Origin of the sequence: Candidatus Enterococcus murrayae (assembly GCF_017315985.1) — a bacterium.
GTDB lineage: Bacteria > Bacillota > Bacilli > Lactobacillales > Enterococcaceae > Enterococcus_A > Enterococcus_A murrayae.
This window is the reverse complement of sequence record NZ_JAFLVR010000020.1, coordinates 14755-38630: the sequence shown is the minus strand read 5'-3', so window position 1 is coordinate 38630 and position 23876 is coordinate 14755. Positions and strand designations below refer to the sequence as shown.

Below are 23876 nucleotides of genomic sequence, written 5' to 3'. Positions count from 1 at the left end.
TCAATTTCCTGTTATTTTAATTGATCTTCAAGCGCTATCGAATGTTCATTTACAAAAGGAAAAGCGGCCATTTTGCTGATGGATAAACGAAAGGAAAACGATCTCTGCTATTATTTAGCGAAACAAAAAACTCCCACAAAAGTGGAAGTTTTTTGTTCTTAGTGATTCGTTTATTATAGACGAATTAGCCAGAAAAATTGTGATAAATTAAAAATGGAACATTTGATTTTTTTAGCTGCCTATTTTTTCCATTGTTTATCCGTTACAATAAAGACAGCTGATTAGTATGCTTAATGAAATCAGGAAATGGGGCAATAAAAATGAAAAAGGATGATGGGAGCTCACTGGCGATTGGATTGTCCTTAGGGTTGGTTTTTGGCCTTCTTATGGACAACTTGGCCATCGGCTTGGCGATCGGGGTCGCTCTAGGGGCCTCTGGCACTTTTGCTAGAAGGAAAAATCAGAAATAATACTCGTCCCATACAATATTGGACGCATGGAGCCTCCTCGTTTATACTTTTAGGTAGAATGGAGGGTGTTTTTTATGATGCGTAGATTACGAAACTCTTTCTTAGTCACACTGGTTTATCTGCTTATTTCCAATATAGGAAATCTAACTTTCGGTATCAGCCCGAGATACAGTTGGACGACGACTCTTTGGGAGGCGCTATTTTTCTTTATTTTTGTTTTTTTGATCCAACAATTTCGCAAAAAATAAGCCTGATCAGTCCACTCAAATAAGGAGGTTTTTCCATGGAGTCAAATTTATCCGAAGATATCAAAATCTACCAGCAGGCCATTTACACGGACAGTCCTGTTTGTCGTGCGTACGCGGGTCTTTTGAAATTTATCCGGAGTGTCCGAACGGATTTCTTTATAGACTCAACGGATTATAAGGTCGGAAATCTTTCGGACGGCTATTTGGATTATACCTACTTTCCCTTCTTTGATCAGCAGCTGAGGAATGATGGGCTGCGCTTTGGGATCGTTTTGAATCATCAAGACATGCGATTTGAACTTTGGCTGATGGCTCAAAATGCCGACCTGCAAATCGATTATTGGAATAAGCTGAAGCATTTAAAATGGAATGTAGATAAGGCTGCGATGCCCAAATATACTGTTCTGGATACGGTCATCGTAGAGCAGCCTGATTTTTCCGATTTGGAGAAACTAAAAAAACAAATCATCGAAGGAAGCTTGAAAGAAGCGGCAGAAATACGACATTATTTATAATAAGCAAGCAGGGAGAGTCGAAATCTTAGTACTCTCCCTGCTTTTAAGTGTAGAAAACCTAATGAATTCTGTTCAATGCCTTCACTACCATTTTCGAAAACTCTTTCGAATGATCGATGAATGGCAAATGACCAGTACCTTCCATTGTGATAAAGTCTTTGTGAGGTGCTGAAATTCTTTGATAGTAATCCGTAGTCCGATGCTGAACATCCATTTCATTTCAGTTATCCAAACCTCGGCTGGCTGCTCAATTGCAAACAGGATTGTTCTTGCTGCATCCTCAGGTGAGATAACGATCTTTCTACTCTTGATTTCTCTTCGTTCTTCTTTTTTCATTGTAGAAAAGATGATTCGTACGACTCACCAGGAGGGGCTTTTTCTCCATAATGGTCAAAATGACGGCCAGCGCAATCATCAGAGCTCCTTCTCCAACAAACAATCCAGCGCCTGTTAATACTGGTAACAATCCTTGAAGCAGCGCAATGGAAATTGGCGCAAAGGCCGAACCAATATTGAAGGTAATCAGCAAAATCGACGTGTTTCGTTCTGCATTTTCCGCCTGCTGATTTATCTCGTTAAAGATATATGGAATGAATGTTCTAAAGCCAAATCCGCATAGAGCTGCTGACAGGGCGGCCATCACTAAATTTGTAGAAAATGCTAATAAAATTAGCGAAAAGCCCAAAAGCAGATAAGCCGCTGGCAAGGTCCATTTTTTTAGAATTGAAACGATTCTTCCAAAAAGAATCCCTGCCAGCATTGCCCCAAGACCTACTATTGCGAGATAATTACTGCCGTCTGTCGCATTTCCAATCCCCTTAGTTACAAAGAAGGCAGTCACCTTTACCGCGATAGACATGTAGACAGTCACTGTAATCAGCAGCAAAATCAAATATCGGACAAATTGCGGCGTAAGCGGCCGTTTTCTTTTGTCTTGATGCTTTTCAATCGCGGCTGTTTCTGTTTCAGGAACAAAAAAGGAAAAAGCGAGCAGAATTGGAATGGCAAGAAAATAGGTGAAAAAGGAAACCCGCCAGCTCACTAGTAATAATTGACCGACAGTGAAGGTGAAAAGCATCCCTCCGATTCCTTCGAATGCACTTTGCAGGCCAATCACTGAAGCTAACTCCCTCCCCTTAAAAAAGGTGGCGGCTAATGAATACAGCAAAGGATTAAACAATCCTACTCCTATGCCAAAAAGCAGTCTGCTTAAAAAGAGTGAGAAGAACGAGCTGGTTGCTGCAGGCATGGCTCCGGAAATAATAACCAACAGAATGCCTAATTGGACCGTTCTTTTTTTACCGATGACCTGTGCGATTTTAGGACTGATCAGCACAGTTGTGATAATGAAAAATGACGGAATCGTCGTTAATAACTCGATATATGTTGCGTTGATGTCGGGGTAAGCTTGGGCGATAGCCGGGATATTTCCAGCTATCGCACCTCCTGTTACCACCAATAATGAAACGGACAATAAAGCAGACTTAGCTACTCGGTTCATAAATATAACCAAACCATTGGACGATCGACATCAGCGATCTGTCCACTCAAAAGGCTCTTCATTAATACAAACTTCCTCCTGTTGTCTACATCCTTAGTCAAAAATTTCCTTTGCCATTGAAAAAGCACTCCAAGCCTTTGGCCAACCAGCATAAAAGGCTAAATGGGTGATCAACGCGCTGATTTCTTCTTTTGTTACGCCATTTTCTTTGGCGATCTTCAAATGTGCTTCAAGCTGCGGTGCCCCCATTGCTAACAGGGCGGAGCAGGTAATCATGCTGCGATCGTGAGCAGAAAGCTCCTCCTCTTTTGCCCAAACCTCGCCAAATAATACATCGTCATTTAATGCGGCAAATTGCGGTGCGAATTCTCCTAATTGTTCTCTTCCAGCTGTTTGTTTTTTCATGATTTATTCTCTCCTTATTGTTCTAATTTGTTGTACCATTCGTCACCTACTGGTTCCAGCCATTCAGGTGTGCCTGCTGTAATGGCTACATGTTCAAACCAGCTGTCTTTGGTCGCTCCGTGCCAATGCTTCACGCCATCATGGGTTACGATCACGTCTCCGGCTTTCAAGAGTTGTGCTGCTTTTCCTTCCTCCTGATACCAGCCTTCTCCTCCAGTTACTAGCAATAATTGATACCCATCATGATGGATGTGCCAATTGTTGCGGCAGCCAGGTTCAAAGGTGACATTGCCAACACCGACATTGACCGCTGGATCAGCAACTAATGTCTCTAAATAGCTTTGTCCGATAAAATATTGTGCATAGGTATCATTTTTTTCTCCGATTGGAAAAATCACACCATTTTTTACTTCTTCATGTTTTACCATTATAAACTCCTCCTGATAATTGTTTTTATTTTGAATAGGATAGCAGCCAATTTTTCACTGCGGTATCCGCACGACTGGCCTTTGAGCCGCGAACGGCTAATCCCGTCTTGATCTCAGCTCCTGCACAAGCCGCCTGCAAGTCTTGGATACTTGAACCAAAAGCACTGCCTTCGTGAGTACAGAAAGGATAGATCGCTTTATTCTGCCAATTGTGTTCTGCTAAAAAAGTCGCGATGATCCGCGGATAGGTTCCCCACCAATTTGGGTAGCCAAGAAAAATCGTATCCACCTGTTCAAGGTCAACAGACAGCTTTTCATAGGCTACCTGCGCGGAAGTTTTTTTCTCCTCCTCAGCCTTTTGCACGGCCTCATCATAATTGTCTGAATATGGCGTTAACGGTAATAATTCATACATAGGAATCGTTAACTGCTGACTGATTTTTTCTCCCAAAATCGCGGTGTTTCCAACTGAGATCATTTGCCTTTTTCCATCAATATAGTTTTCTCCAGCTCTGGAAAAAAGAACAACTACTGCGGTCATTCTGCTCCCTCCTCTGTTCTTATTATTCTGCGGCTCTTCCTCTTACAAAAAAGAGTCGTATCCTGAACAACTTCAGAATACGACTCTTTATCAACTATGTCTAATGCCTATATAGTCATACTACTATAGCCTGAAAGCATGATTAAACCGATTGATTAGCTCTTGAACCGCCGGTGTTTGAACCCGCTTTTTCCAAACTAAAACACAGTTGGTTTTAATCGCCGGCTTCAACGGAATAAACACTGTCTCTTCCAATTTGCGATCCGAAATCGCTCCTTCGATCGCTAACGCAGCACCAACCTTATGATCTACCAGCGGCAGCACATTGAAAATTAAATTGTAATTGCCGACGATATTCAACTGGTCAAAGGGTACTCCCGACCATTCAGCCAATAAGCTTTGAACCTCTGCACGACCTGAACACAGGATCGGCAACCCGCGAATATCCTCTGGCTGGATATATTCATTATTGGCGATGAACAATTCTTTGGAGATCAGAAATCCCCATTTTTCCTCCCGCGGCAGGGTCAACGCTTCGACTTCCTTCAATGAAACAGGCTCGATCAATACTGCAAGATCCAAGATGCCCTTTTCTAAACGGTCCGAAATATCGTCACTTGTGCCGGTAACTAAATTGAATCTGATCTGAGGATAATCACTGATCAGCTCCTCTAAAAGCATGGCGACCGTATCTGAATTGTCTGCTTCCACACAGCCAATCGAGATCGTACCGCTTAATTCCTCATTTCGCTGCGCTGAAAAGGCCTGCTCCAGCTTTTTATCCAATACTAAGATTTCTTCGGCACGTTCCTTTAAAAAATAGCCGTCCTGAGTCAAGCTTAGGCGATTTTTTTCCCGATGAAAAAGCGGCCTGCCGATACTTTCCTCAAGCTCCTTGATTTGTCGGCTCAAGGTAGGCTGAGTAATATTCAAGATACGGGCTGCCCGTGAAATATTTCCCTCTTGGGCAACTGCCCAAAAATAGCGTAAAAGTCTGATCTCCATAACATTGCCTCTTTGCTTTTTCTTTTACTATAGCAGATTATTCCCACAAACTAAAAAGCTGCGTCAGTTGAACGCAGCGCTTTTTATAAATTCTTCACTTAATCCAGTTTAGCCAAAATATGCGCGATCCCGCCCTCATCATGAGTCAATGTGATCTCATCCGCTGCGGCCTTCAATTCATCTTTGGCATTTCCCATGGCAATGCCGACTCCGACAGCTTCAAACATGACCAAATCATTGTTCCCATCACCAAAGGCCAGACAATCCTCTTTGCTGCGCTGGATCTTTTCTAGTACCGTTTCAATAGCAGTCTTCTTATTGATATTTTTCAGACCAATCTCGCCGCTGTCTGGTCCAAATGCCGGAACGGTACTTCTCAACATATGAAAGTCTCCGTCATACTCCTCATGGATAACCTCATAAGGAACCGAATGATTAATAAAGGAAAGCTTATTCACGTCTTCATAGTCGATTAAGCTCGAATCCTCGATTAGAAGATCCAAAAACCACTTGATCGCAGCGATTTTTTTCTGTCCTTCCTCCGATTCCTCAGCACTATCGCCTAAACTAAGCTGAATCAGCCGCTCTCTTAGCTTGGCGCTCGCAAACAGCCCTTGATTTGATTCAAGATAGTATTCAATCTGATGGCCCTCTAGAAAACGAATCATCTTCTTTAATTCCGCAGAATCAAACACATGATGAAAAATCACTTCGCCGTCGATCTCACAGTAGCCGCCGCCAGCACCGATGATTCCGCTGATCGGCAACGCAAGGACTTCGTCAGAAATCTCTGCTTTAGAACGCCCTGTACATAAATAAAAGCGGTGGCCTCTTTCATATGCATGAATGATCGCTTCTTTGGCACTGTCTGGAACAAGCCCAGCATCATTACACAACGTACCATCAATATCTAAAAAAATTATTTTTCCCATTATTTCCCTCACATTCTCATGAATTGCTCAAATAAACCTGCATTTCTAACTAGATTACTATTCTTGCAGATACTTTTCAATTCACTTTTAGAATATAAGAAAATTGTTTCGATGCATCGCCTTATTTAACCGTCTCATTTATCGATTTTAGATTGCTATCAATTAAATCCTCGGGCGATTTCAACCCAACCGAACTGCGGCAGTAGCTAGCATGTGTAATGTCTTTTTGAAAAATACTTAACAAAACGAAAGCCAAACGGTCCCTTTTCTTTAAATTTCGAAAGTTTAGGAGCGATTGGCTTTCTATTCATTCTATTTCACTAAAGGACTGCTGAGGGGATTTGATTTCTTACGGCCTCTCCATTTGTCGCAATCACTTGTTTGTACCAATCAAAGGATTTTTTCTTTGTCCGTCTTAACGTACCATTGCCCTGGTCATCACGATCGACATACACAAAGCCGTACCGTTTGCTCATTTGACCAGTACTTGCTGCAATCAGATCAATACAGCCCCAGGTAGTATAGCCAAGAAGCTCTACACCATCAATTTCCACTGCATCCATGAAGGCTTGAACATGCTTTTCCAGATAGTCGATCCGATAGTCATCCTCGACATAGCCATTTTCATCAGGAACATCCACCGCTCCTAACCCATTTTCTACGATAAACAAGGGCTTTTGATAGCGATCATACAGCTGGTTCAAGGAATTTCGCAAGCCCAGCGGATCAATCTGCCAGCCCCATTCAGTTGATGGCAAATGCTCATTTTTGATTGAGGCAAAAAGATTTCCGGTGGCCTGCTCATAGTCCTCTGGATGCGCACTGACAGTTCGTGAACAATAATAAGAAAATGTCACGAAATCGACTGGCGATGCGGCCAATATCTCTTTGTCTTCAGGCGCCATTTGAATGGACAAGCCTTCTCGTTCAAATTTTTTCAGCGCGTAATTAGGATAGTTGCCTCTTGCTTGGACATCAATGAAAAAATAACCTTCACGATCGCGCTTGATCGCTTCTTGATAATCCTCCGGCCGGCAGGTATAGGGATAATGACTGCCGCCAGCCAGCATACAGCCGACTTTATTCTCAGGATCGACCTCATGAGCAATTTTCGTAGTTAATGCACTGGCGACTAGTTGATGATGCGCCGCCTGATACTTGATCGCTTCTTTGTTTTCGCCTTCCTTAAAGACGATGCCGCCGCCAACAAAGGGCTGGTGAAGCAAAATATTGATTTCATTGATCGTCAGCCAATAATGCACCAGACCTTTGTATCGGGTGATGACTGTTTCTGCGTAGCGGGTGTAAAAATCGATCATTTTACGGCTTCTCCAGCCGCCATACTCCTTGATCAAATGAATGGGGATATCAAAGTGTGTGATCGTAACAAGTGGTTCGATCCCATATTTTTTTAGTTCATTAAAAATGTCTTCATAAAATTTCAAGCCGGCTTCGTTTGGCGTCTCATCATCTCCGTTAGGGAAAATACGGGACCAGGAAAGCGACATCCGATACACCTTAAAGCCCATCTCAGCGAAAAGCCGAATATCTTCCATATAGTGATGGTACATATCGATCGCTTCTTTAGCAGGATAGTAATACCCTTCTTTCCAATCGAGCATTTCCAGCTCGCCGGCCGCTACCTTCTTTCGATCTTCTCCGTACGGCAATACATCGATATTGGCCAATTGCCGGCCGCCTTCAAGTACGCCGCCCTCCGTTTGATTGGCTGCGGTCGCTCCGCCCCATAAAAAGTTTTTATCTAAAGCCATTCTGATTCTCCTTCTCGTTTCTGAAAGCGTTCGTTGTCCAGCGCTAAACTCTGACAGCCAAAATATCTTGATTACAGTCTGTTTGCCCGATCGTGATCGTTTCGATCGCGGAGTACTGAGGCGTATTGGTCACTACAACCGGAACCTGCGTATCGTATCCTGCTGCCTGAAGCTGCTCCAGCTCAAAGGTCAGGATCGGCTGTCCCTTTTTGACTTTCTCGTTCGCTTCCACCAGTACGTCAAAATATTGCCCCTTCAGTTCGACAGTGTTCAATCCAACATGAATCAAAATTTCTACCCCAGTCTCTGAAACTAGCCCGATCGCATGCTTTGTCGGGAAGACAGCAGCTATTTCTCCATCAAACGGAGCGACTACCTTTCCTTCGACTGGCTCGATCGCAAAGCCTTTACCCAGTGCTTCAGAAGCAAACGCCTCATCGTGAACCTCACTCAGTGGAAGGACATGTCCTCTAATCGGACTGATCATCAGCGTATCCTCCAAAATAACTTCTTTCATTTCTGGAATTTCTAATTCGTTCGCTTCTTTTTCAAATTTAAAGCTCAAAAAGTAAGTCAAAATTGCGGTCGATACAGCAGATATGATCAATGCGATCACGATATTCCAGAAAAAGCGCATCGTGTCATCACCGATGTATAGCAAAATCGCAGGTAACCCGGACGAGCCTGTAGCAAAGCGATGGGTATTGGTCAAACCAGCGTATAAGCCGCCTAACCCACCACCGATCATTGCGGAAATCAACGGGTATTTTTTAGGCAAGTTCACGCCATAAAGGGTCGGCTCTGTAATCCCCATATAAGCAGTGATTGAACCAGAGGTCGCCAGCTGACGTAATTTTTTATCCTTTGTTCTAAAGGCCACAACTGCCGAAGCGGTCGCCTGTGCGATGTTTGAGCAGACACAGCCCGGGCCAAAAATACTATCGTAGCCCAGCTCCGCCATCTGCATCACACCAAGAGGAGCGACTCCATTGTGAAGGCCGAACATGACCATGATCGGTAAAAAGCCGCCGATCAAAACAGCTGGTACCCAGCTGGCATTGACGCTTAGGAAGGTAAAGAAGCTCGCTAAATATCCGCCAAGTATACTGCCTAAAGGTCCTAATACAGAAAATGCTAATGTTCCCATGACTAAAAAAGTCAGCATCGGTACGAAAACAAGCTCCACCGATTTAGGGATCACACGATTCAAAAATTTCTCTACGTAGGATTGGACAAAAATCACCAGTAAAATCGGAATAACGGAGCCAGTATACGTAGCAAGTGTGAATGGAATAATTTCAAAAAAGCTGACTGGATCTCCTGCGGTTACTAGCGCTCCCCAATTAGGATGCAGCATCATCGCAGCGACAGAGGCTGCTAAAATTGGGTTGCAACGAAGCTTCTGCGCCTCGGTAAATGCCAGAATAATCGGTAAGAAGAAGAAAACACCATCGGCAAACATGTTCAACAGGTAATAGGTTTGCGACTCAGGCGAGATCACCTGGAAGACGATCAGTAAAGCGAGGACCGCTTTTACCATCCCTGCGCCAGACAAAGCTGGAATAACTGGTTGAAACGTTCCAGCAACAAACTCAATAATAGCCGTCAAAATCCCTTTCTTCTCTGTCTGAACTTCTTTTGTCGGATCAAGATCAATGATTTTTTCAATTTCTTCAAAAACATCTTTTACGTGGGTCCCGATCACGATTTGATGGACACCCGCGTTAAAAATATACTTCGCTACTCCATCTAACCCTTCTAAACCCTCGGTATCGATTTTAGACTCATCGATCACTTTAAATCGAAGACGTGTCTGACAATGGTAGCCTTCAGTTATATTCTCTTTGCCACCAAGCTTTTCTACAATATCATGAGCTAAACCTTCATATTTCTTACTCATGGGACTCTCCTTTCAGCGGAACAAGATGATTTTTTTGATCTAACCGGTTAATCAAGTCTTGCTTGTAATTGAACTCTACCATGCTTAGATAGCGTTTCCAATAGTTTATCCATACCTTAAAACGTATTCCACTTTTTCTAAACAAGGAGGTCAATTTCTTGAAATACGTTTCATTTTTTTGTCCTCGGCCCCTGCCTGCTAGTTTAAGCTGCCGCCAAAAAGTCTTTTAAAAAATATCGTACAAAACGAAAACCGAACGGTCATTTACTATCGTATGTGATAATAAATGACCGCTCGGCCTTCTTTAGAAGTGCTCTGATAAGTCCTTCGAGTCAGATTGTCTCTTTGTTTCCAAAACCTTTGAATTTGCGATTTTATTGTCCATATTCACTTGATAATTTAGTGCAAAGACCTTTGAAAACAGCGCGTCTAATAAGAATAGGATGGATTCCTGTGTCGCGAAGTTTGCAATCTTTGAATACAGCCGCTCTTTGCTGGAAATATTCAGCACCACATCGGAATAGTCTCTAAGATAATTCTTTCCCCCGCTGGTGATACTGATGATCGGTACACCCGAACGTTTTAGTTTCTTGACATTGCTAGTAGGATTTTCATCGGGATTATTTCCAGAATAGGAGATGATGATGGCACAATCCCGATTCGTCAATGCACTGGAGATCAAGCCGTTTTCTCCGGCCTTTGATAGAAAAGCCTTTTTCTGGATCGTCAGCAGGTTTCGCTTAAACAGCTCGCCGTAATAAGAATTCGGGCTAGTCCCATAAATGACGATATTTTCGGCTTTTTGAATCAGCTCTGCCGCATGATTCAAATCCTCCGCCGCGATATGAGAAACAGTGTCCTTTATGCTTTGCATTTTTAGCGTTACGAGATGTTCAATGATCTGCAGCGAATCATCTTCGGCAGAAAAGGGGAAATTGGGATCGACAGCTTCATAGGCATTCTCATCATAGTAAGCGACCTCATGAGTAAAGGCATACATGAACTCCTTCCAACCAGAATAATCAAAATACTTGGCAAAACGAACCAGCGTTGGTTTTGAAGTGAAGGTTCTTTTAGCGATCTCATCCATACTTAGCTCCTGCAGCTGGTCGCGATTTTCAAGAATGAACTCTCCAATTGTCCGCCTCGCATCATTTTGCTTGAATGCAGCTTCCTCAATTCTTTGAAACAAATACATGGCTCATCCCCCTTCCTTAGACCTTTTCAGCAGCCGTTTTATTAGCACCGGAAACTAGCTGCTGCTCACACTCTTTAATCATCTGATCATAATTGTCCAGCTTCGTTTCCAAACGAGCGACTATTTGGTTGATCAGCTGCTGCTTTTCCAGCAGCTTCTGGTATTCCTCCAGCAGAATCGCTTTTCGTTCCATTAAAGTGGCGGTTCCCTGCTGATACAGCTCTGAATAGCGAGCGAGGGAATCAATCGAAAGTCCCGAATCCCGCATGCATTTAATGAACTCGACCCAATTTAAATCCTCCTCTTGAAAATCCCTCACGCCAGAGGCATTCCGGGTGATCGGCGGAATCAATCCCTGCTTTTCATAATAGCGAATCGTTGCCGGAGTCATTTCAAATTTTGTTGCCACCTCTGAGATATTCACGCGTGTCACTCCTTTATTGTCTAGCTATGTATAAACATGTTCTTTTCAATTTTATCAGGCTTCCAGCTAAAATCAAAGCGCTGGTTAAGAGGCCAATTGAAAAAAGAGACAAAGCGCCTGCTGGCTTTGCCTCTCATCCTCTGGCGCTCAATCCAATTGAGCCAACCATTCCTCGACTAGCTCCGCGGTATGCTGTTTGTTCGAAGAGTTGATCCCCAGCCCTTTACCTAGCGTTGAGCCATCAAGCAGCTTGGTGTAATGCTTCATCGATTCATTGATCGAGCTGCTGCCGCTCGTAAAGAAGGGATACACCTTCTTACCAGCCAAATCATTCTCACTCAGCCACTTTTCGACTGGCAGCGCAGGTTCGCCAAACCAAATCGGTGCTCCAAGATAAATGACATCGTAATCGGCTAAAGTGATTTCCTTCGAAACAATGGCAGGCAGCTCGTTTCTTTCTCTTTGGGCTTGAACGATATCCAACACCTCATCATACTCCTCTGGATAAGGCTCCTGTGTTTCGATCCTCAAGCTCGCCCCCTCCGCCTGCTTCTGAATTTCTTCTGCAACGGCTCGCGTATTTTCGGTCAAGGAATAATAGACAACAATCGATTTTTTCACTTCAGCGGGGATGCTTGAACGATCCGCTTCATCCAGACTGGCATCTTCATTTTTTACATTGTTTGAGCCGCATGCGCCTAAAAAGAACGTAACGGCGGCTAACCAAAACAGCTTTTTCACACTTCTCACCTCCATATTAGTTAGTTCCAGCATACAGGCTGAAGTGGACTTTAAGTCAAGAGGAAAAAAACTGCCGCCAACAAAAGGCTGCAGTTTTTTGAGCTATTTCTAATTGTGTCCGACTACTTTGTGGGGAATGTAAGGCTCTTCCAAATAGTGAACATCCTCTTTGGTTAATTTGAAATCAACAGCACCAACGGCTGTTTCGATGTGACTCATTTTTGTAGCGCCGACAACCGGAGCAACCACTGGATCCTTTTGCAGGAGCCAGCCTAGTGCGATATTTACGCGATTCGTCTCATATTTATCCGCCAGCTCCGCTACACGATCAATGATCAGCTGGTCTTTATCAGCCGTTTCATCATATTTCGATTTTTGAGCGCTATCTGTCGTGCTGCGCTTGGTTTCTTCTGAGCGATCACGAATCAGTCGGCCTGACGCCATTGGACTATAGGGCGTCAATGCAATCTTTTCCGAACGGCAATAAGGAATCATCTCACGTTCCTCTTCACGATAAATCAGATTCAAATGGTTTTGCATCGAAACAAACTTGGTCCAGCCATTTTTTTCAGCAATGGAATTCGCCTGTTGAAATTGATAGGCGAACATCGCCGAAGCGCCAATATAACGAGCCTTTCCAGCCTTCACAACATCGTGCAGAGCCTCCATCGTTTCTTCGATCGGCGTATCATAATCCCAACGATGAATAATATATAGATCCACATAATCCGTCTGCAGGCGTTGCAGGCTTTGATCGATCTGCGATAGGATCGCTTTTCTCGATAAACCTTGACCATTCGGTCCGTCGAACATCTTTTGATGAACCTTCGTTGCCAAAACAATCTCGTCGCGCTTCGCGTAATCCTTCAATGCTTTTCCCAGAATCTCTTCACTGCGTCCTAAAGAATAAACATTGGCCGTATCAAAAAAATTGATCCCTAATTCCAAGGCCTTCTTGATCAATGGGCGGCTGTCCTCTTCCTCCAAGACCCATTTGTGGATCCAGTTTTTAGGATCGCCAAAGCTCATGGAGCCTAGGCAGATTCTTGAGACATCTAGTCCAGTGTTTCCTAATTTTGCATATTCCATCTACTTCACACCTTCCTTAATGACTCCTACTATACACGTTAGAGTTCACTTCAAGGCAAGTCTTTTTTTCAAAAAAGCAGAAACTTATCCCAAAACGATTCCAGCATCTGTCAACGCTGCTTCCACGATCTCCATCACGATTTTACTATGAGCAAGCTGCTGTTTAACAAAGGACAGGTCCTTGTTGTCGATCACTTGATTAAATAGCTTGAATTCATCATACATCCGATGAGGGTGGTCCTTGTGGTCAAAGGTTTCTTTTTCCCCCGAAAGTGCTTCAGTGGTGTAGCTGTCCAGTGTATTAGTCGGACCGTTCACTACAACAGAGCCTTCTGTTCCTTGGATCGTTGAACGGATCGTCGCCTCTGAATCCTTCGCTCCGATACAGACGACTTTTACATCGCCATAATCCAGCAGCAGCATGCCTGAAGTGTCGATATCACGCTCGATGTTCGCATAATAGTGAACCCGTTGCGGTTTTCCCAGCAAGCCCACTACCAGATGAATGTTGTAAATATTGATATCCATCAAAGCGCCGCCGCCCATTTTAGGATTGAAGGCTGGCAAAATCGTCCCTTCCTTGAAGGCATCGTAGCGGGAAGAGTATTGCGAATAATTACATTCAATGATTTTCAGCTTGCCGATATGTTTACTAGCTTCCTTGATTCCTTGGTAATTGACCAGGTATTGATTCGTGATGGCCTCGACTAAAACCAAGCCCTTTTCTAACGCCAGCTGCTCTAGATCCAATAATTCGGCATACTTCAACGTGAAGGGCTTCTCGCAAATCACGTGCTTTCCAGCCTCCAGTGCTTTTTTGGCAAAGCTGTAATGCAAATGATTCGGCACCGCGACATAAACAGTATCGAAGGCATCGCTTTGCAGGCACTCGTCAATCTCCGTATACGATGCCTCAATCCCATACTCGGCTTGGATTTTCTCCGTTTTTTCCTGACTGCGTTTCGTTCCTAAGATGGCCTTCACTTGAATTTCAGGTAAGTCCTTCGTAATCGGTAAAAACTCCTGTACAATTTTGCCCGAACCAAAAATGGCTAATTTCATGGAAATCCCTTCTTTCTTTGACTAGTTGATTACTTGCTGAATCCCTTTTTCTAACATTTCGATCTGAAGCAGCGTTTCTTCATCTTTAACGGCTTTTGGTTTGCCGTTGATTAACGTTTCATAGATGTCTTCATATACCCGGCTGTAATCACCGATCTCTGAGACCACCTTTTCTTCATGAAACACGCCTTTGTCATCCATATAAGTCAGCGTACCATAATGTTCAGGCAAATCAATCCCGAAATCCTTGTTTTCCGGCATATAAAACATCTTCAAGTGTTCCTCTTGGCGGTCCTTCGTCTCCTTCACAAAAACGCCCTTCTTGCCATAAACCACAAAGCTTGGCCGTTCCTTTAAGCGGAAGTAGCTGGATTTTACCGAAACCTTCATCCGGCCATAAAAGAGATCTAAATCAAAATAATCGTTCATCCGATCATCCCCTAAAAGCTGACGCACTTCGTAATGAACATCATCAGGTTGACCAAAATAAGAGATCACCTGATCCAATGTGTGGCAGGCATGCCCATACAGATAGCTGGTGCCGATGGAGAATTTCTCAACACCTTCTGGAACCTCCGGACGATAATAGTCATAATGCATCTCCACCTCCAGCAGATCCCCAAGCACACCGCTTTCGATCACCTTTTGAACAGTCAAAAAGTCCGAATCATAGCGGCGGTTTTGATAGCATTGTACGAACAAGCCCTTTTCATCCGCTAGTCGATACAGCTCTCTTGCTTCTGCTGAGGTTTCGGTAAACGGCTTTTCAATCAAGACGTTTTTCCCATGCTCCAGAACCTCTTTACCCAATTTAAAATGTAGCGGACTTGGCGTGGTCACTACTACCAGCTGAATTTCCGGATCATTGTAAATGTCATTGATATCCGACGTATAATTCGTACCAGGATTTTTCTTCCAGGTGATTCGGCCACTTGGCGAATAGATCGTTTTGACGTTGATTTTGTCCGTTAATTTAGTCGAAAATGGTAAGTGATAGCGGTTCGTACTCTTTCCGTTTCCAATATATGCGATAGTTAACATGAGTAAATCCCTCCAAATTTGTTTTGCTGCATTCATTATAAAAGACTCTCGCTGTGAGAAAAGCCTTTCTGCCAAATCAGGTCGTTTTATCCAAGCATTCAATCCATTTCGCTGAAATCTCGAACATTTATACCAAAAATTGGGAAAAATGGGCGGCAGTTCTTCTGGATTTGCTGAATTTACGTTATGATAAGGACTGAGGTGATCACATGCTCTTAATAGATAAACTACGGCTGCAAAAGGACCTGACCAATACCGAAAAAAGAATCGCGGACTACATTTTGCAGCATCTGACAACCATCCCGGCGATCAATGTCGCTGAGCTCGCCAAAAATACCTATACGTCTCACTCTTCAGTGATTCGTTTAGCACAAAAAATGGGCTACGACGGCTTTCGCGATTTTCGAGTCGCTGTTTCAGAGATCGCCCACAGCGAGCTTTATCGTTCAGAACCGGTGGATGCGAATTTCCCTTTTATGCCTCAGGACTCAACCAAAGAAATCGCTAAAAAAATTGCCGATTTGACGATCAATACGGTCCAACGAACCTATGCGCAATTAGAGGATCAAATACTTGATGACACCGTCAACCTGCTAGCAAAGGCCGAGCGGATTTTCCTATTTGCACAAGGAGATTCACAGATCCGTGCCCGCAGCTTTCAAAATAAGCTGGTAAAAATCAACCGCTTTTTGATCATCGCGGATGAATACGCCGATGAGGATTGGAATGCCGCAAGCCTGACTAGTAACGATTGCGCCATTTTTATCACCTATCGGGCAAGAGTGCCGCAATATGAACGAATGATGAAGCACTTTTTGAATGAAAATATTCCTGCTGTGCTGCTTACCGGCAATAGCCAGTCAAATTTGATCCCCCTCGCTGCTCAAGCGATCGTCTTCACCCAAGAGGAAATGGACTTCTTAAAAGTCAGCACCTTCTCTTCACAGGTCGCCTTCGAATATATTTTGGATACTCTGTTCTCTCTTTTATATGCCAAAGAGTTCCAGAAAAATCTGTCGGCCTTTAAGAAAAAGAACACGTGGATCGAAAAGGGCAGCTTGTCGGAGGATGCCAATAGTAACTAAAAAAGCGTTTCTACTGAACATCTGTAAAGTAGAATCGCTTTTTAGTTTATAAAACAGAAGTGAAATCGTGATTGACTATTTCTTGTAATGCAAACTGATCCTTCTCAAAAGCGAACTTCAAGATGCAGCAGTTCGCGATGCGTCCAGGTAAATCGATGCGACTTGTATGATCCCAAACCCGCATAAATTGCCTGCAGGAAGCGCCATGAGAAACCATCAGAATATTCTCCCCTGCATCCTTTTGAACCAAGTCAAAAATCGTTTGGGAAACTCTTGCTCGAAATTCCAACTCGCCTTCACCGCCAAAATCGACGAAAAAGTCTCCATAGGGCAAGGGCGGATTCAAGTATTCATGCTCCGCTTCTAAAGCTCCGAAATTCCATTCCTTCAGTCCTTTGACTCTCGTATAATCCACGTTCGTCACCAGCTCCAACGTATCACAGGCTCGTTCGGATGTAGAGGCATAGGCACTATGTAAGTTGATGTTATTCGCTATAAAATACTCCCGTGCGACTAATGCCTGCTTTTTTCCTAACTCCGTAAGCGGCGAATCACACCAGCCTTGAATTTTCTTCTGCTGATTAAACAAGGTTTCCCCATGCCGCATTAAATATAACGTTTTCATTTCCTCGCTCCTTTTTATCTATCAAGTTGATCCCTGTCGTCTTCAGTTCTTCCTTTTTGGTCCAGCTAGTCAAACAGGCTCATTATTGATTTTCAGCTTCTCATTTTCATAAGCCACCATGTGGGTATCGTAATTATCCAATTTATACTTCAAATAGTCTCTGGCTTCTTCTAGCGCTTTGATTTTTTCCTCAGCCTCCTCTAAATGCTCCTGAAGAATCGCTTTTCGGGCACCTAAAGTTTCCCCGCCATCACGTGAAAGACGGGTATAATCAATCAAGCCTTCAATCGAAACACCTGCATTTCGCAAGACTTTCGCGAAATAAACCCAATTCAAATCCGTGTCGGAAAAATCGCGGTAGCCATTTTTGTCACGAGCGATCGGCGGGATGACTCCGATGCGTTCATAATAGCGTAAAGTGTCTGGTGTAAGATCGTATTTTTCACTAACTTCCTTAATATTCATGCCTTCACCTCTTTTTCATTTATCTATCTCACTAAAATTTTCACCGCTCCTGGATCACGAGGATTAAAGAAGCCTGACCGCCTTTGATCCAATGGAACGATTTGTTGCATGTCCGTGTCCTTTTATTGTACCTGCTTTATCTGTTGAAATAAGCATACACCTTGGAGTTCACTTTAGGGCAAGAGTAAATGTTCATTTTTTTGAAGAAAACAAAAAATCCCTAATGATTATATGCCGCATCATTAAGGAGTTTCCTGTTTTATCCTATTATTAAAAGCTATAGAGAGTCCGTTTCTTTCATTCACTTAGTGATTCTCGGAATCAAAACGGGTCTTTTCGTTTTCGGGCCACCAGACAGGTGAAAATCACGTCCAGCAAGTAATCAACAGAAACACCGTATTGCAATGAAGTCAGCTCGTAATTGCCAGAATAAATATACAGACTTTCATTACATAGCAAATCTAACTCTCGATTCACATTACTGGTCAACGCGATTGTATAAATGTTTTTTCGCCGCAATTCCATCGCCGCATTGATCATTACGGAATTTTTACCAGAATGGCTAATGATGACTGCTACACTATCGTCGTCTGACAGTGTGGCAATATAAAAATCATTATAAGTATTAAACACTTGCGTATTAATTCCCAAACTGCTCAGCTTTAAACAGATTCCCTGTGCACGAGTGTAGTTCATATCACTCGCATAAAAGTCGATTCTCTTAGAGTGGATCAAGCGATTAATCACACGATTTAACGAAGCCTTTTTTAACATTGCCTGCGTATGGCGCACGGTCTCTTGATATAATCCCTCGACCGTTTTTGATAAATCGATATTTGAAGCAGTTACATCCAGCTTTGTTTGATCGTTTTTTATGCTTTGAGCGTACTCACTGACATATTGTAATTGAAACTCATGATAGCTCGTAAATCCTAACTTCTTGCATAGACGATTAATCGTCGCAGGACTGGTTAAGGTGATAGCCGCTATTTCCTTTGCAGTTTTATCCAAAATACTTTCTCTGTTTTCCAAGATAAAGAGAACGATCGCCTTTTCTTGATGGGTAAAATTCGTTCCCTCTTGCAGTTGTTGAATAATCATTGCCTCACTCCTCAGTCTAGGATGGTCTGTGAAACTATCCCTTTCAGATGCAGTGGATAGTTCTTCATTTATCGCGGGCTTATCCGTTTTGTTAATTATAGCATCCTAGTCTGAGAAAAATACCTGCTTGTAAAAAACAGTTTTTATCGATGATCGTTTATGCTTCATTTGGTTGAATCACTTCTGCTTCAGTTTGTTTATCAAGTGCCTGTTTTTCGGTGAGATCAAGACTTTGATTATAGACCTTCCAGAATGGCAAATAGATAACAAGTCCAACAACAAAAGAAAGAACTGGGATAAGAACCGTTTTTATATCTCCAGTGCCCAGAGGTCCTAGTAGAAATGGCGGTGTTGCCCACGGTACGATTGCATAAAATTTTCCAATAAAGCTTGTCGACATCAAGAGATAGCCGATACCTGTGGAGATAGTTCCGCTCAAAACAAAAGGAATCATCAAATATGGATTTAGTGCAATCGGCAATCCATAAATCACCGGCTCTACAATGGTAAAAATGCCTGGAGCTAAAGCAGTCAAGCCAATTGTTCGAAATTGTTTTTTCTTCGAAAGGATCATCAGGACTAAAAGCGGCCAAACGGCTGCTGTCCAAATGGTGAGTCGTAAAAGGCCTGTGCCGCCTAGCCCTGCTAAAATATTCGGCAAATCATAGTTCGATACCCCACTTGATAAAGCGCTTGCATTTTGATCAGCCCAGGTCAATCCGAACGGTGTGAAGAGGACTAAGAACATATTATCTCCGTGAAGTCCGACACTCCATAACAATAAGCAGACAAACGTTACAAACATCGCCATCCATAGACTATCTGAAGAGGAAATGATCGGCTCCAGTAGTGTGTTCAGCCAAGAAACCATATCAAAATTCATAATAGTGCGAATCAGCCACGCCAGTGAAAAGATCGTCGCAAACGGCAGCAACGCACCAAAGGCATTGCCAATATTGGGCGGTACTGACTCAGGCATTTTGATCGTAATATTTCTATCTAAAAAGAATTTCAGGATTTGAACGCCTACAATACTCGTAATAATACAAACAAATAACCCGCTGGCACTAAACGACGCGACAGAGATGCCTCCAGCTTCATCATAACCATTGATTGTAAAAATCAAAAAGGTTGCCAGACCTAACAGACTACACGTCAGCGTGTTCATTCTTTTCTTTTGTGCGTAGTGGTAAGGAATCGCGACTGAACAATAAAGCGACATCATATTCATCGTTAAATTATTCATCCAGGCAAATTTACCTGCTAAAGGCGCGAGAAAGCCGATTAATGGTTGCCCACTCGTTCCAACATCCGGTGATCCCAATACATATAAAATCAAGAAGATCGAACCGATCATAATAATCGGTGTTACCGAAACCAAGCCAGCTACAATAGAAGAAATAATATCAGTATTGGCAAATCTGCCTAGCGGTCCGGAAATTTTTGTCGTAAAGTCAGTTAGTCGATCCATTAAGCTTTTCTTCTGTTTCTCCATTTTTTGCCCTCCTAATTATGCGTAGTTGATCTCAGGGATCACGTCCTTGTTACTCGCAATCCCTAACTCACTACGTTGTTTTCCAATGATTACCGATTGCTCATACTGACATCAGACGGAAAAATCACGTCAACTGTTCTTCTGGCCTGAGTCTGGATCTTCATTGTTTCCAATGAGACTTGCATTAGTTTATCTGCTTCAGATGTTTTTTGATTGTCGATGATGTCGCAAAATGCAACGAACTCATGATACATTCGATGTTTGCCCTGATTCAGTTCATAAACCTCTTCATTTGCTGAATCGTTCATCAACAGTTTGAACTTAGCCACAATATTCGCGGAGTCTTCAATAATAATGCAGCCTTTATCCCCTTGGATCGAAGTCACGATCGGCGCCTTGCAATCTTTAGCCGCAATACAAACTGCTTTAAAATCACCATAGTCCATACTCAAGATACCTGATGTGTCGATGCCCTTCTGGATATTCGCTTGATAGCTTACATTATCGGTGGCACCAAATAGTGTGACCATCAAATTGATATTGTAAATATTCAAATCCATTAATGCTCCGCCGGCTTTCTCCAGATCAAAGGCGGGCTGAATGTTTCCTTGTTTGAAGGCGTCATATCTAGAAGAATATTGCGAGTAATTAGCAGAAACGATTTTAATTTCGCCCAAAGTTGGTAAAAGCTCTTTGATTTTCAATACATTGGGTAAAAAACGTGTAGAAACCCCTTCTAAAACCATCAGCTCGCGTTCCTTTGCCAGCTCAGCTAATTCGACAGCCTCCTGATAATTTGCCGTAAAAGGCTTTTCGCAAATCACATGCTTATCTGCTAGTAAGGCTTTCTTCGTAAACATATAATGTAGATGATTCGGTACGCCTACGTAAATGGTATCGATCTCTGTATTTTTAAGCATTTCATCGTAATCCGTATACTGTTCTTTGATCCCATGTTCTTGGGCCAAGGTTTCAATCCTTGCTGATTCTGCTGGTGTCGCACAGATTGCAGCTATTTCCAGCTCCTTGATTTCGCCAACAAAACTCAGCAGATCATGTACAATCATCCCTGCTCCTAAAAGACCCAGCTTCATTCTTTTGCCTCCTTTGCGACATGTATTGCTGCTTCGATAATTTCTAAAACAGCTATGACTTCTTCATCCTTCACCATTTTCTCGGCATTTCCAGCCAAAACATCAAAAATATTATCATATATGATTCCATAATCTCCTTTTTCAACAGGAACTCGCATGTTTACTTCCTGTCCTTCTTGATCCATGTATGACAATGTGCCCCAGAGTTCTTCCGAATACTCCTCTGCAGGTAATGGATAAGGACCATTAGGCTTAGCCTTCGAAGAATTATGTCCTAGTGAAGGCATCTGAAAACTCCCCTTTTTACCATGAACACTAAAGCTGGGAGAATCCAGCTTCACATAGAAACTAGTTTTTACGATGGCTTTCAATCCCTTAGGATAGAAAAAATCAATGTCGTAGTAATCATCAGAAATTCCTGGATTATCGATACTCCGAACATCGTACACCAGCTTTTTGGGAATACCGAACTCTCCGATAATTTGATCAATCGGATGAACGGCTAATCCGTAAAGGACGCCCATCCCCTTGTGTTCAGCGATGCTTGGTCGATAATAATCATAATGCGATTCTATTTCGATTAGCTCTCCTAATACTCCCGATTCGATTACTTTACGAACCGTTCGCATATCCGCATCGAAACGACGATTTTGGTTAGCCATTGCAAGCAGCCCTTTTTCCTTTGCCAGCGCAAAGACTTCTTTTGCCTCTTCACTAGTCATCGCAAAAGGTTTTTCGGTAAGAACATTTTTCCCATTCTCCAAAGCCATTTTGGTATAAGCAACATGGAACTGATCCGGTGTATTGACCACTATCAAATTAACCTCCGGGTCCTGCATTACTTCCTCGATTGAGGAGGTAAACTGAATCGCTGGATACCAGCTTTCACGTTCTAAGTCGCCCACCCGATCTTCTTCTCTGCGATAGATATATTTGACCGTCATTTTCTTTTTTCGTGCTTCTACGTATGGCAAGTGATACTGACAGACACTATTGCCAAAACCAATATAAGCAATAACTAACATAAGAAAGAACCTCCTAATTCAACATTTTTTATGTGTGAAACACTTAAATGAAGCAGCGTCCACAGGACCATCAGCTGATTGGTACAGTTCAACCATATCACCCAGACTTGAGCGTTTCGATAGACTTCATGTAAAAAGAGTGGCGCTTTCATTAATCGGCGCTATATTTGAAAATGACTTTCACTTGCTAGATAGGAATGAACAAAAAAAAGACAGATACACCTCCTGTATCTGCCTTAAAACACTGCAAGTAAAAATTATTTATCCTCTTGTACCGTGATTAGATAGCTATTGACGGCTCCCGCTTCGGCAATATTAACGAAGATTCTATCCAATCTTTCGCGCTCCATCAGCCTCGGAAGCAGGATATTCTCAATGATTTCATCTTCAGTAGTCCCTTTTACGATATATTCCACCTTGCTGGCACTTTCGCCTGACTCTCCCGTAGAAGAACTAAAGGTAAAATCAACAATGATATCGTCGCACTTTTTGCTATCTCTGGCCAGCCAATGCCGTCTTGCTAGAAACTCGCCAAAATAGCCCAAGATGATCGTCTTTTCTTCCTGATCGTCCCAATCGTATTCTATCTCAGGAAAATCCTCCTTGAAAAAATTTCCTATTTCCTTCAAGTGCACGTTGGACAAGGAATAGTCGATTAAATCTACCTCTTCATACTCTGGCCGTTCGCTGATTTGATAGAGCAGAATCCCGTCTTTATCTAAAATATTAAACTTCATCAATAATTCATCCTTCAATGTCGTGATCCAAATCACTCGACTGGCTTGGTATCCGCCAAAACTCTGAAGCCTTTTCAAATATTTTATTTTCACTTTTTTTATCTCCCTGATTCTTTCTATTTTCACCTTCAGTATAAAGGAATCTACGGGCTCCGACTAGCTATCTTTTCGAATTTAAAACTCAATATTTAAAGATAAATTAAAGCGTTTGACCACTTTTAGAAAATCACTGAATCAATTGAGCGAACGCTTACAAAAATCGCTGAAATAGCTAACATGATAGAAAACCAATGAGTTTATAGTAATTTAAGTTTATCCTGTAAAGAAACCCACCGAGCTATAGACAACCCAGCAATCCAGTACTAAAATGTAGTTGAGTAATCGTTCGTTGTCGTGAAAGTAAGGAGGAGCGGAAATGAAGAACGTTTTAGATATTTTTTTGCAGAAACAAGGTTTGACTCGATACGATTTATCGAAATCTGCTGGTATCTCCGAACAGACCCTTTCCAAAGCAAGTAAACGTGATCCGGAAACCTACAGCTCTAAAACGATTATCGCTATCGCTAAAGGTACGGAGCACAGTCCAGGCGAAGTGTTAGATGCGCTGCTGCAAATTCGTGATAGTGACGAGCTTTATCAAGTAACCACCTTGAATGAGCTGCTGCAAAAGGTCCGAGAAAAAGAAGATCAATTCATTGTCAAAGGTGAATTCAACGAGCTGTTGAAAGAAATTGAAAGAAGCCGAATCTCCGAGACGGCTGAATTGGGCTTTCAATATGGCAGCGGCGGTCTTGGAACCATCGCTGTTTACAAAATTTTGCGCATTCTGAATTCGTTTGGCGATGAGACAAAACTTGAAAATTTGAAGCAGGATATCGGTACTTTGTATACGATTGAATTCATTGACAAGAACAACGTGAAGCTTAGATTAAAGCAGTTGGATTATTAAAAAAACGGCGTTGCCTGNNCAGGCAACG

At 42.6% G+C, this 23876-nt stretch carries 26 protein-coding genes; 5 read left to right on the top strand and 21 right to left on the bottom strand.

Annotated features, from left to right (window positions below; all coding sequences use genetic code 11):
- The first annotated feature begins 320 nt into the window (after positions 1-320).
- The 3 genes from JZO85_RS08405 (at position 321) to JZO85_RS08395 (ending at position 1233) form a co-directional block, all read left to right on the top strand.
- Positions 321-470, top strand: a complete 150-nt coding sequence (locus JZO85_RS08405; protein WP_207108063.1) for a glycine zipper domain-containing protein — start codon at positions 321-323, stop codon at positions 468-470.
- A gap of 74 nt (positions 471-544) precedes the next feature.
- A complete protein-coding gene (locus JZO85_RS08400; protein ID WP_207108062.1) occupies positions 545-718 on the top strand; it encodes a hypothetical protein in 174 nt (57 codons plus the stop codon).
- A gap of 35 nt (positions 719-753) precedes the next feature.
- A complete protein-coding gene (locus JZO85_RS08395; protein WP_207108061.1) occupies positions 754-1233 on the top strand; it encodes a DUF7000 family protein in 480 nt (159 codons plus the stop codon).
- A 301-nt stretch (positions 1234-1534) separates the two neighbouring features.
- Here the strand turns inward: JZO85_RS08395 and JZO85_RS08390 are convergent, their stop codons facing one another.
- The 14 genes from JZO85_RS08390 to JZO85_RS08325 form a co-directional block, all read right to left on the bottom strand.
- Entirely contained in the window at positions 1535-2734 is a 1200-nt protein-coding gene (locus JZO85_RS08390; protein WP_207108060.1) for an MFS transporter, read from the bottom strand.
- Between the two features lie 93 nt (positions 2735-2827).
- On the bottom strand, positions 2828-3139 hold the full coding sequence (locus JZO85_RS08385; protein WP_207108059.1) for a carboxymuconolactone decarboxylase family protein: 312 nt from the start codon (positions 3137-3139) through the stop codon (positions 2828-2830).
- A 14-nt stretch (positions 3140-3153) separates the two neighbouring features.
- Positions 3154-3567, bottom strand: a complete 414-nt coding sequence (locus tag JZO85_RS08380) for a cupin domain-containing protein (protein ID WP_207108058.1) — start codon at positions 3565-3567, stop codon at positions 3154-3156.
- 25 nt (positions 3568-3592) lie between these two features.
- Positions 3593-4108 (bottom strand): flavodoxin, encoded by a 516-nt coding sequence (locus JZO85_RS08375; RefSeq protein ID WP_207108057.1) that lies wholly within the window; start codon positions 4106-4108, stop codon positions 3593-3595.
- A 123-nt stretch (positions 4109-4231) separates the two neighbouring features.
- Positions 4232-5113 (bottom strand): LysR family transcriptional regulator, encoded by an 882-nt coding sequence (locus tag JZO85_RS08370; RefSeq protein WP_207108056.1) that lies wholly within the window; start codon positions 5111-5113, stop codon positions 4232-4234.
- 98 nt (positions 5114-5211) lie between these two features.
- The gene (locus tag JZO85_RS08365) at positions 5212-6045 is read right to left on the bottom strand and encodes a Cof-type HAD-IIB family hydrolase (protein WP_207108055.1); all 834 of its coding nucleotides are present in this window, start codon (positions 6043-6045) and stop codon (positions 5212-5214) included.
- Positions 6046-6365: 320 nt separating this feature from the next.
- Positions 6366-7817, bottom strand: a complete 1452-nt coding sequence (locus JZO85_RS08360) for a 6-phospho-beta-glucosidase (RefSeq protein ID WP_207108054.1) — start codon at positions 7815-7817, stop codon at positions 6366-6368.
- A 43-nt stretch (positions 7818-7860) separates the two neighbouring features.
- On the bottom strand, positions 7861-9717 hold the full coding sequence (locus JZO85_RS08355; RefSeq protein ID WP_207108053.1) for a beta-glucoside-specific PTS transporter subunit IIABC: 1857 nt from the start codon (positions 9715-9717) through the stop codon (positions 7861-7863).
- A gap of 304 nt (positions 9718-10021) precedes the next feature.
- Complete coding sequence (locus JZO85_RS08350) at positions 10022-10915, bottom strand: MurR/RpiR family transcriptional regulator (protein ID WP_207108052.1); 894 nt, start codon at positions 10913-10915, stop codon at positions 10022-10024.
- A gap of 16 nt (positions 10916-10931) precedes the next feature.
- A complete protein-coding gene (locus tag JZO85_RS08345) occupies positions 10932-11339 on the bottom strand; it encodes a MerR family transcriptional regulator (protein ID WP_207108051.1) in 408 nt (135 codons plus the stop codon).
- Positions 11340-11486: 147 nt separating this feature from the next.
- Positions 11487-12080, bottom strand: coding sequence for a flavodoxin (locus tag JZO85_RS08340; protein ID WP_207108050.1), 594 nt, complete (start codon positions 12078-12080; stop codon positions 11487-11489).
- A 108-nt stretch (positions 12081-12188) separates the two neighbouring features.
- Positions 12189-13169, bottom strand: coding sequence for an aldo/keto reductase (locus tag JZO85_RS08335; RefSeq protein ID WP_207108049.1), 981 nt, complete (start codon positions 13167-13169; stop codon positions 12189-12191).
- Between the two features lie 84 nt (positions 13170-13253).
- The gene (locus tag JZO85_RS08330; protein WP_207108048.1) at positions 13254-14231 is read right to left on the bottom strand and encodes a Gfo/Idh/MocA family protein; all 978 of its coding nucleotides are present in this window, start codon (positions 14229-14231) and stop codon (positions 13254-13256) included.
- A gap of 21 nt (positions 14232-14252) precedes the next feature.
- Complete coding sequence (locus JZO85_RS08325; RefSeq protein WP_207108047.1) at positions 14253-15272, bottom strand: Gfo/Idh/MocA family oxidoreductase; 1020 nt, start codon at positions 15270-15272, stop codon at positions 14253-14255.
- A gap of 209 nt (positions 15273-15481) precedes the next feature.
- Between JZO85_RS08325 and JZO85_RS08320 the strand changes: the two genes are divergently transcribed.
- On the top strand, positions 15482-16357 hold the full coding sequence (locus JZO85_RS08320) for a MurR/RpiR family transcriptional regulator (RefSeq protein ID WP_207108046.1): 876 nt from the start codon (positions 15482-15484) through the stop codon (positions 16355-16357).
- Between the two features lie 46 nt (positions 16358-16403).
- Here the strand turns inward: JZO85_RS08320 and JZO85_RS08315 are convergent, their stop codons facing one another.
- The 7 genes from JZO85_RS08315 to JZO85_RS08285 form a co-directional block, all read right to left on the bottom strand.
- A complete protein-coding gene (locus JZO85_RS08315) occupies positions 16404-16982 on the bottom strand; it encodes a histidine phosphatase family protein (protein ID WP_207108045.1) in 579 nt (192 codons plus the stop codon).
- 69 nt (positions 16983-17051) lie between these two features.
- Positions 17052-17447, bottom strand: coding sequence for a MerR family transcriptional regulator (locus JZO85_RS08310; protein WP_207108044.1), 396 nt, complete (start codon positions 17445-17447; stop codon positions 17052-17054).
- Between the two features lie 321 nt (positions 17448-17768).
- Entirely contained in the window at positions 17769-18548 is a 780-nt protein-coding gene (locus JZO85_RS08305) for a MurR/RpiR family transcriptional regulator (protein ID WP_207108043.1), read from the bottom strand.
- Between the two features lie 157 nt (positions 18549-18705).
- Positions 18706-20043 (bottom strand): PTS sugar transporter subunit IIC, encoded by a 1338-nt coding sequence (locus JZO85_RS08300; protein WP_207108042.1) that lies wholly within the window; start codon positions 20041-20043, stop codon positions 18706-18708.
- Positions 20044-20132: 89 nt separating this feature from the next.
- Positions 20133-21137 (bottom strand): Gfo/Idh/MocA family protein, encoded by a 1005-nt coding sequence (locus JZO85_RS08295; protein WP_207108041.1) that lies wholly within the window; start codon positions 21135-21137, stop codon positions 20133-20135.
- Entirely contained in the window at positions 21134-22162 is a 1029-nt protein-coding gene (locus JZO85_RS08290) for a Gfo/Idh/MocA family oxidoreductase (protein ID WP_207108040.1), read from the bottom strand. The genes JZO85_RS08295 and JZO85_RS08290 overlap by 4 nt, the downstream gene beginning before the upstream one ends.
- A gap of 257 nt (positions 22163-22419) precedes the next feature.
- Entirely contained in the window at positions 22420-22992 is a 573-nt protein-coding gene (locus JZO85_RS08285; RefSeq protein ID WP_207108039.1) for a hypothetical protein, read from the bottom strand.
- A gap of 322 nt (positions 22993-23314) precedes the next feature.
- On the opposite strand from JZO85_RS08285, the gene JZO85_RS08280 reads away from it, so the two are divergent.
- Positions 23315-23848, top strand: coding sequence for a helix-turn-helix domain-containing protein (locus JZO85_RS08280; RefSeq protein ID WP_207108038.1), 534 nt, complete (start codon positions 23315-23317; stop codon positions 23846-23848).
- The last annotated feature ends 28 nt before the right edge of the window (positions 23849-23876 follow it).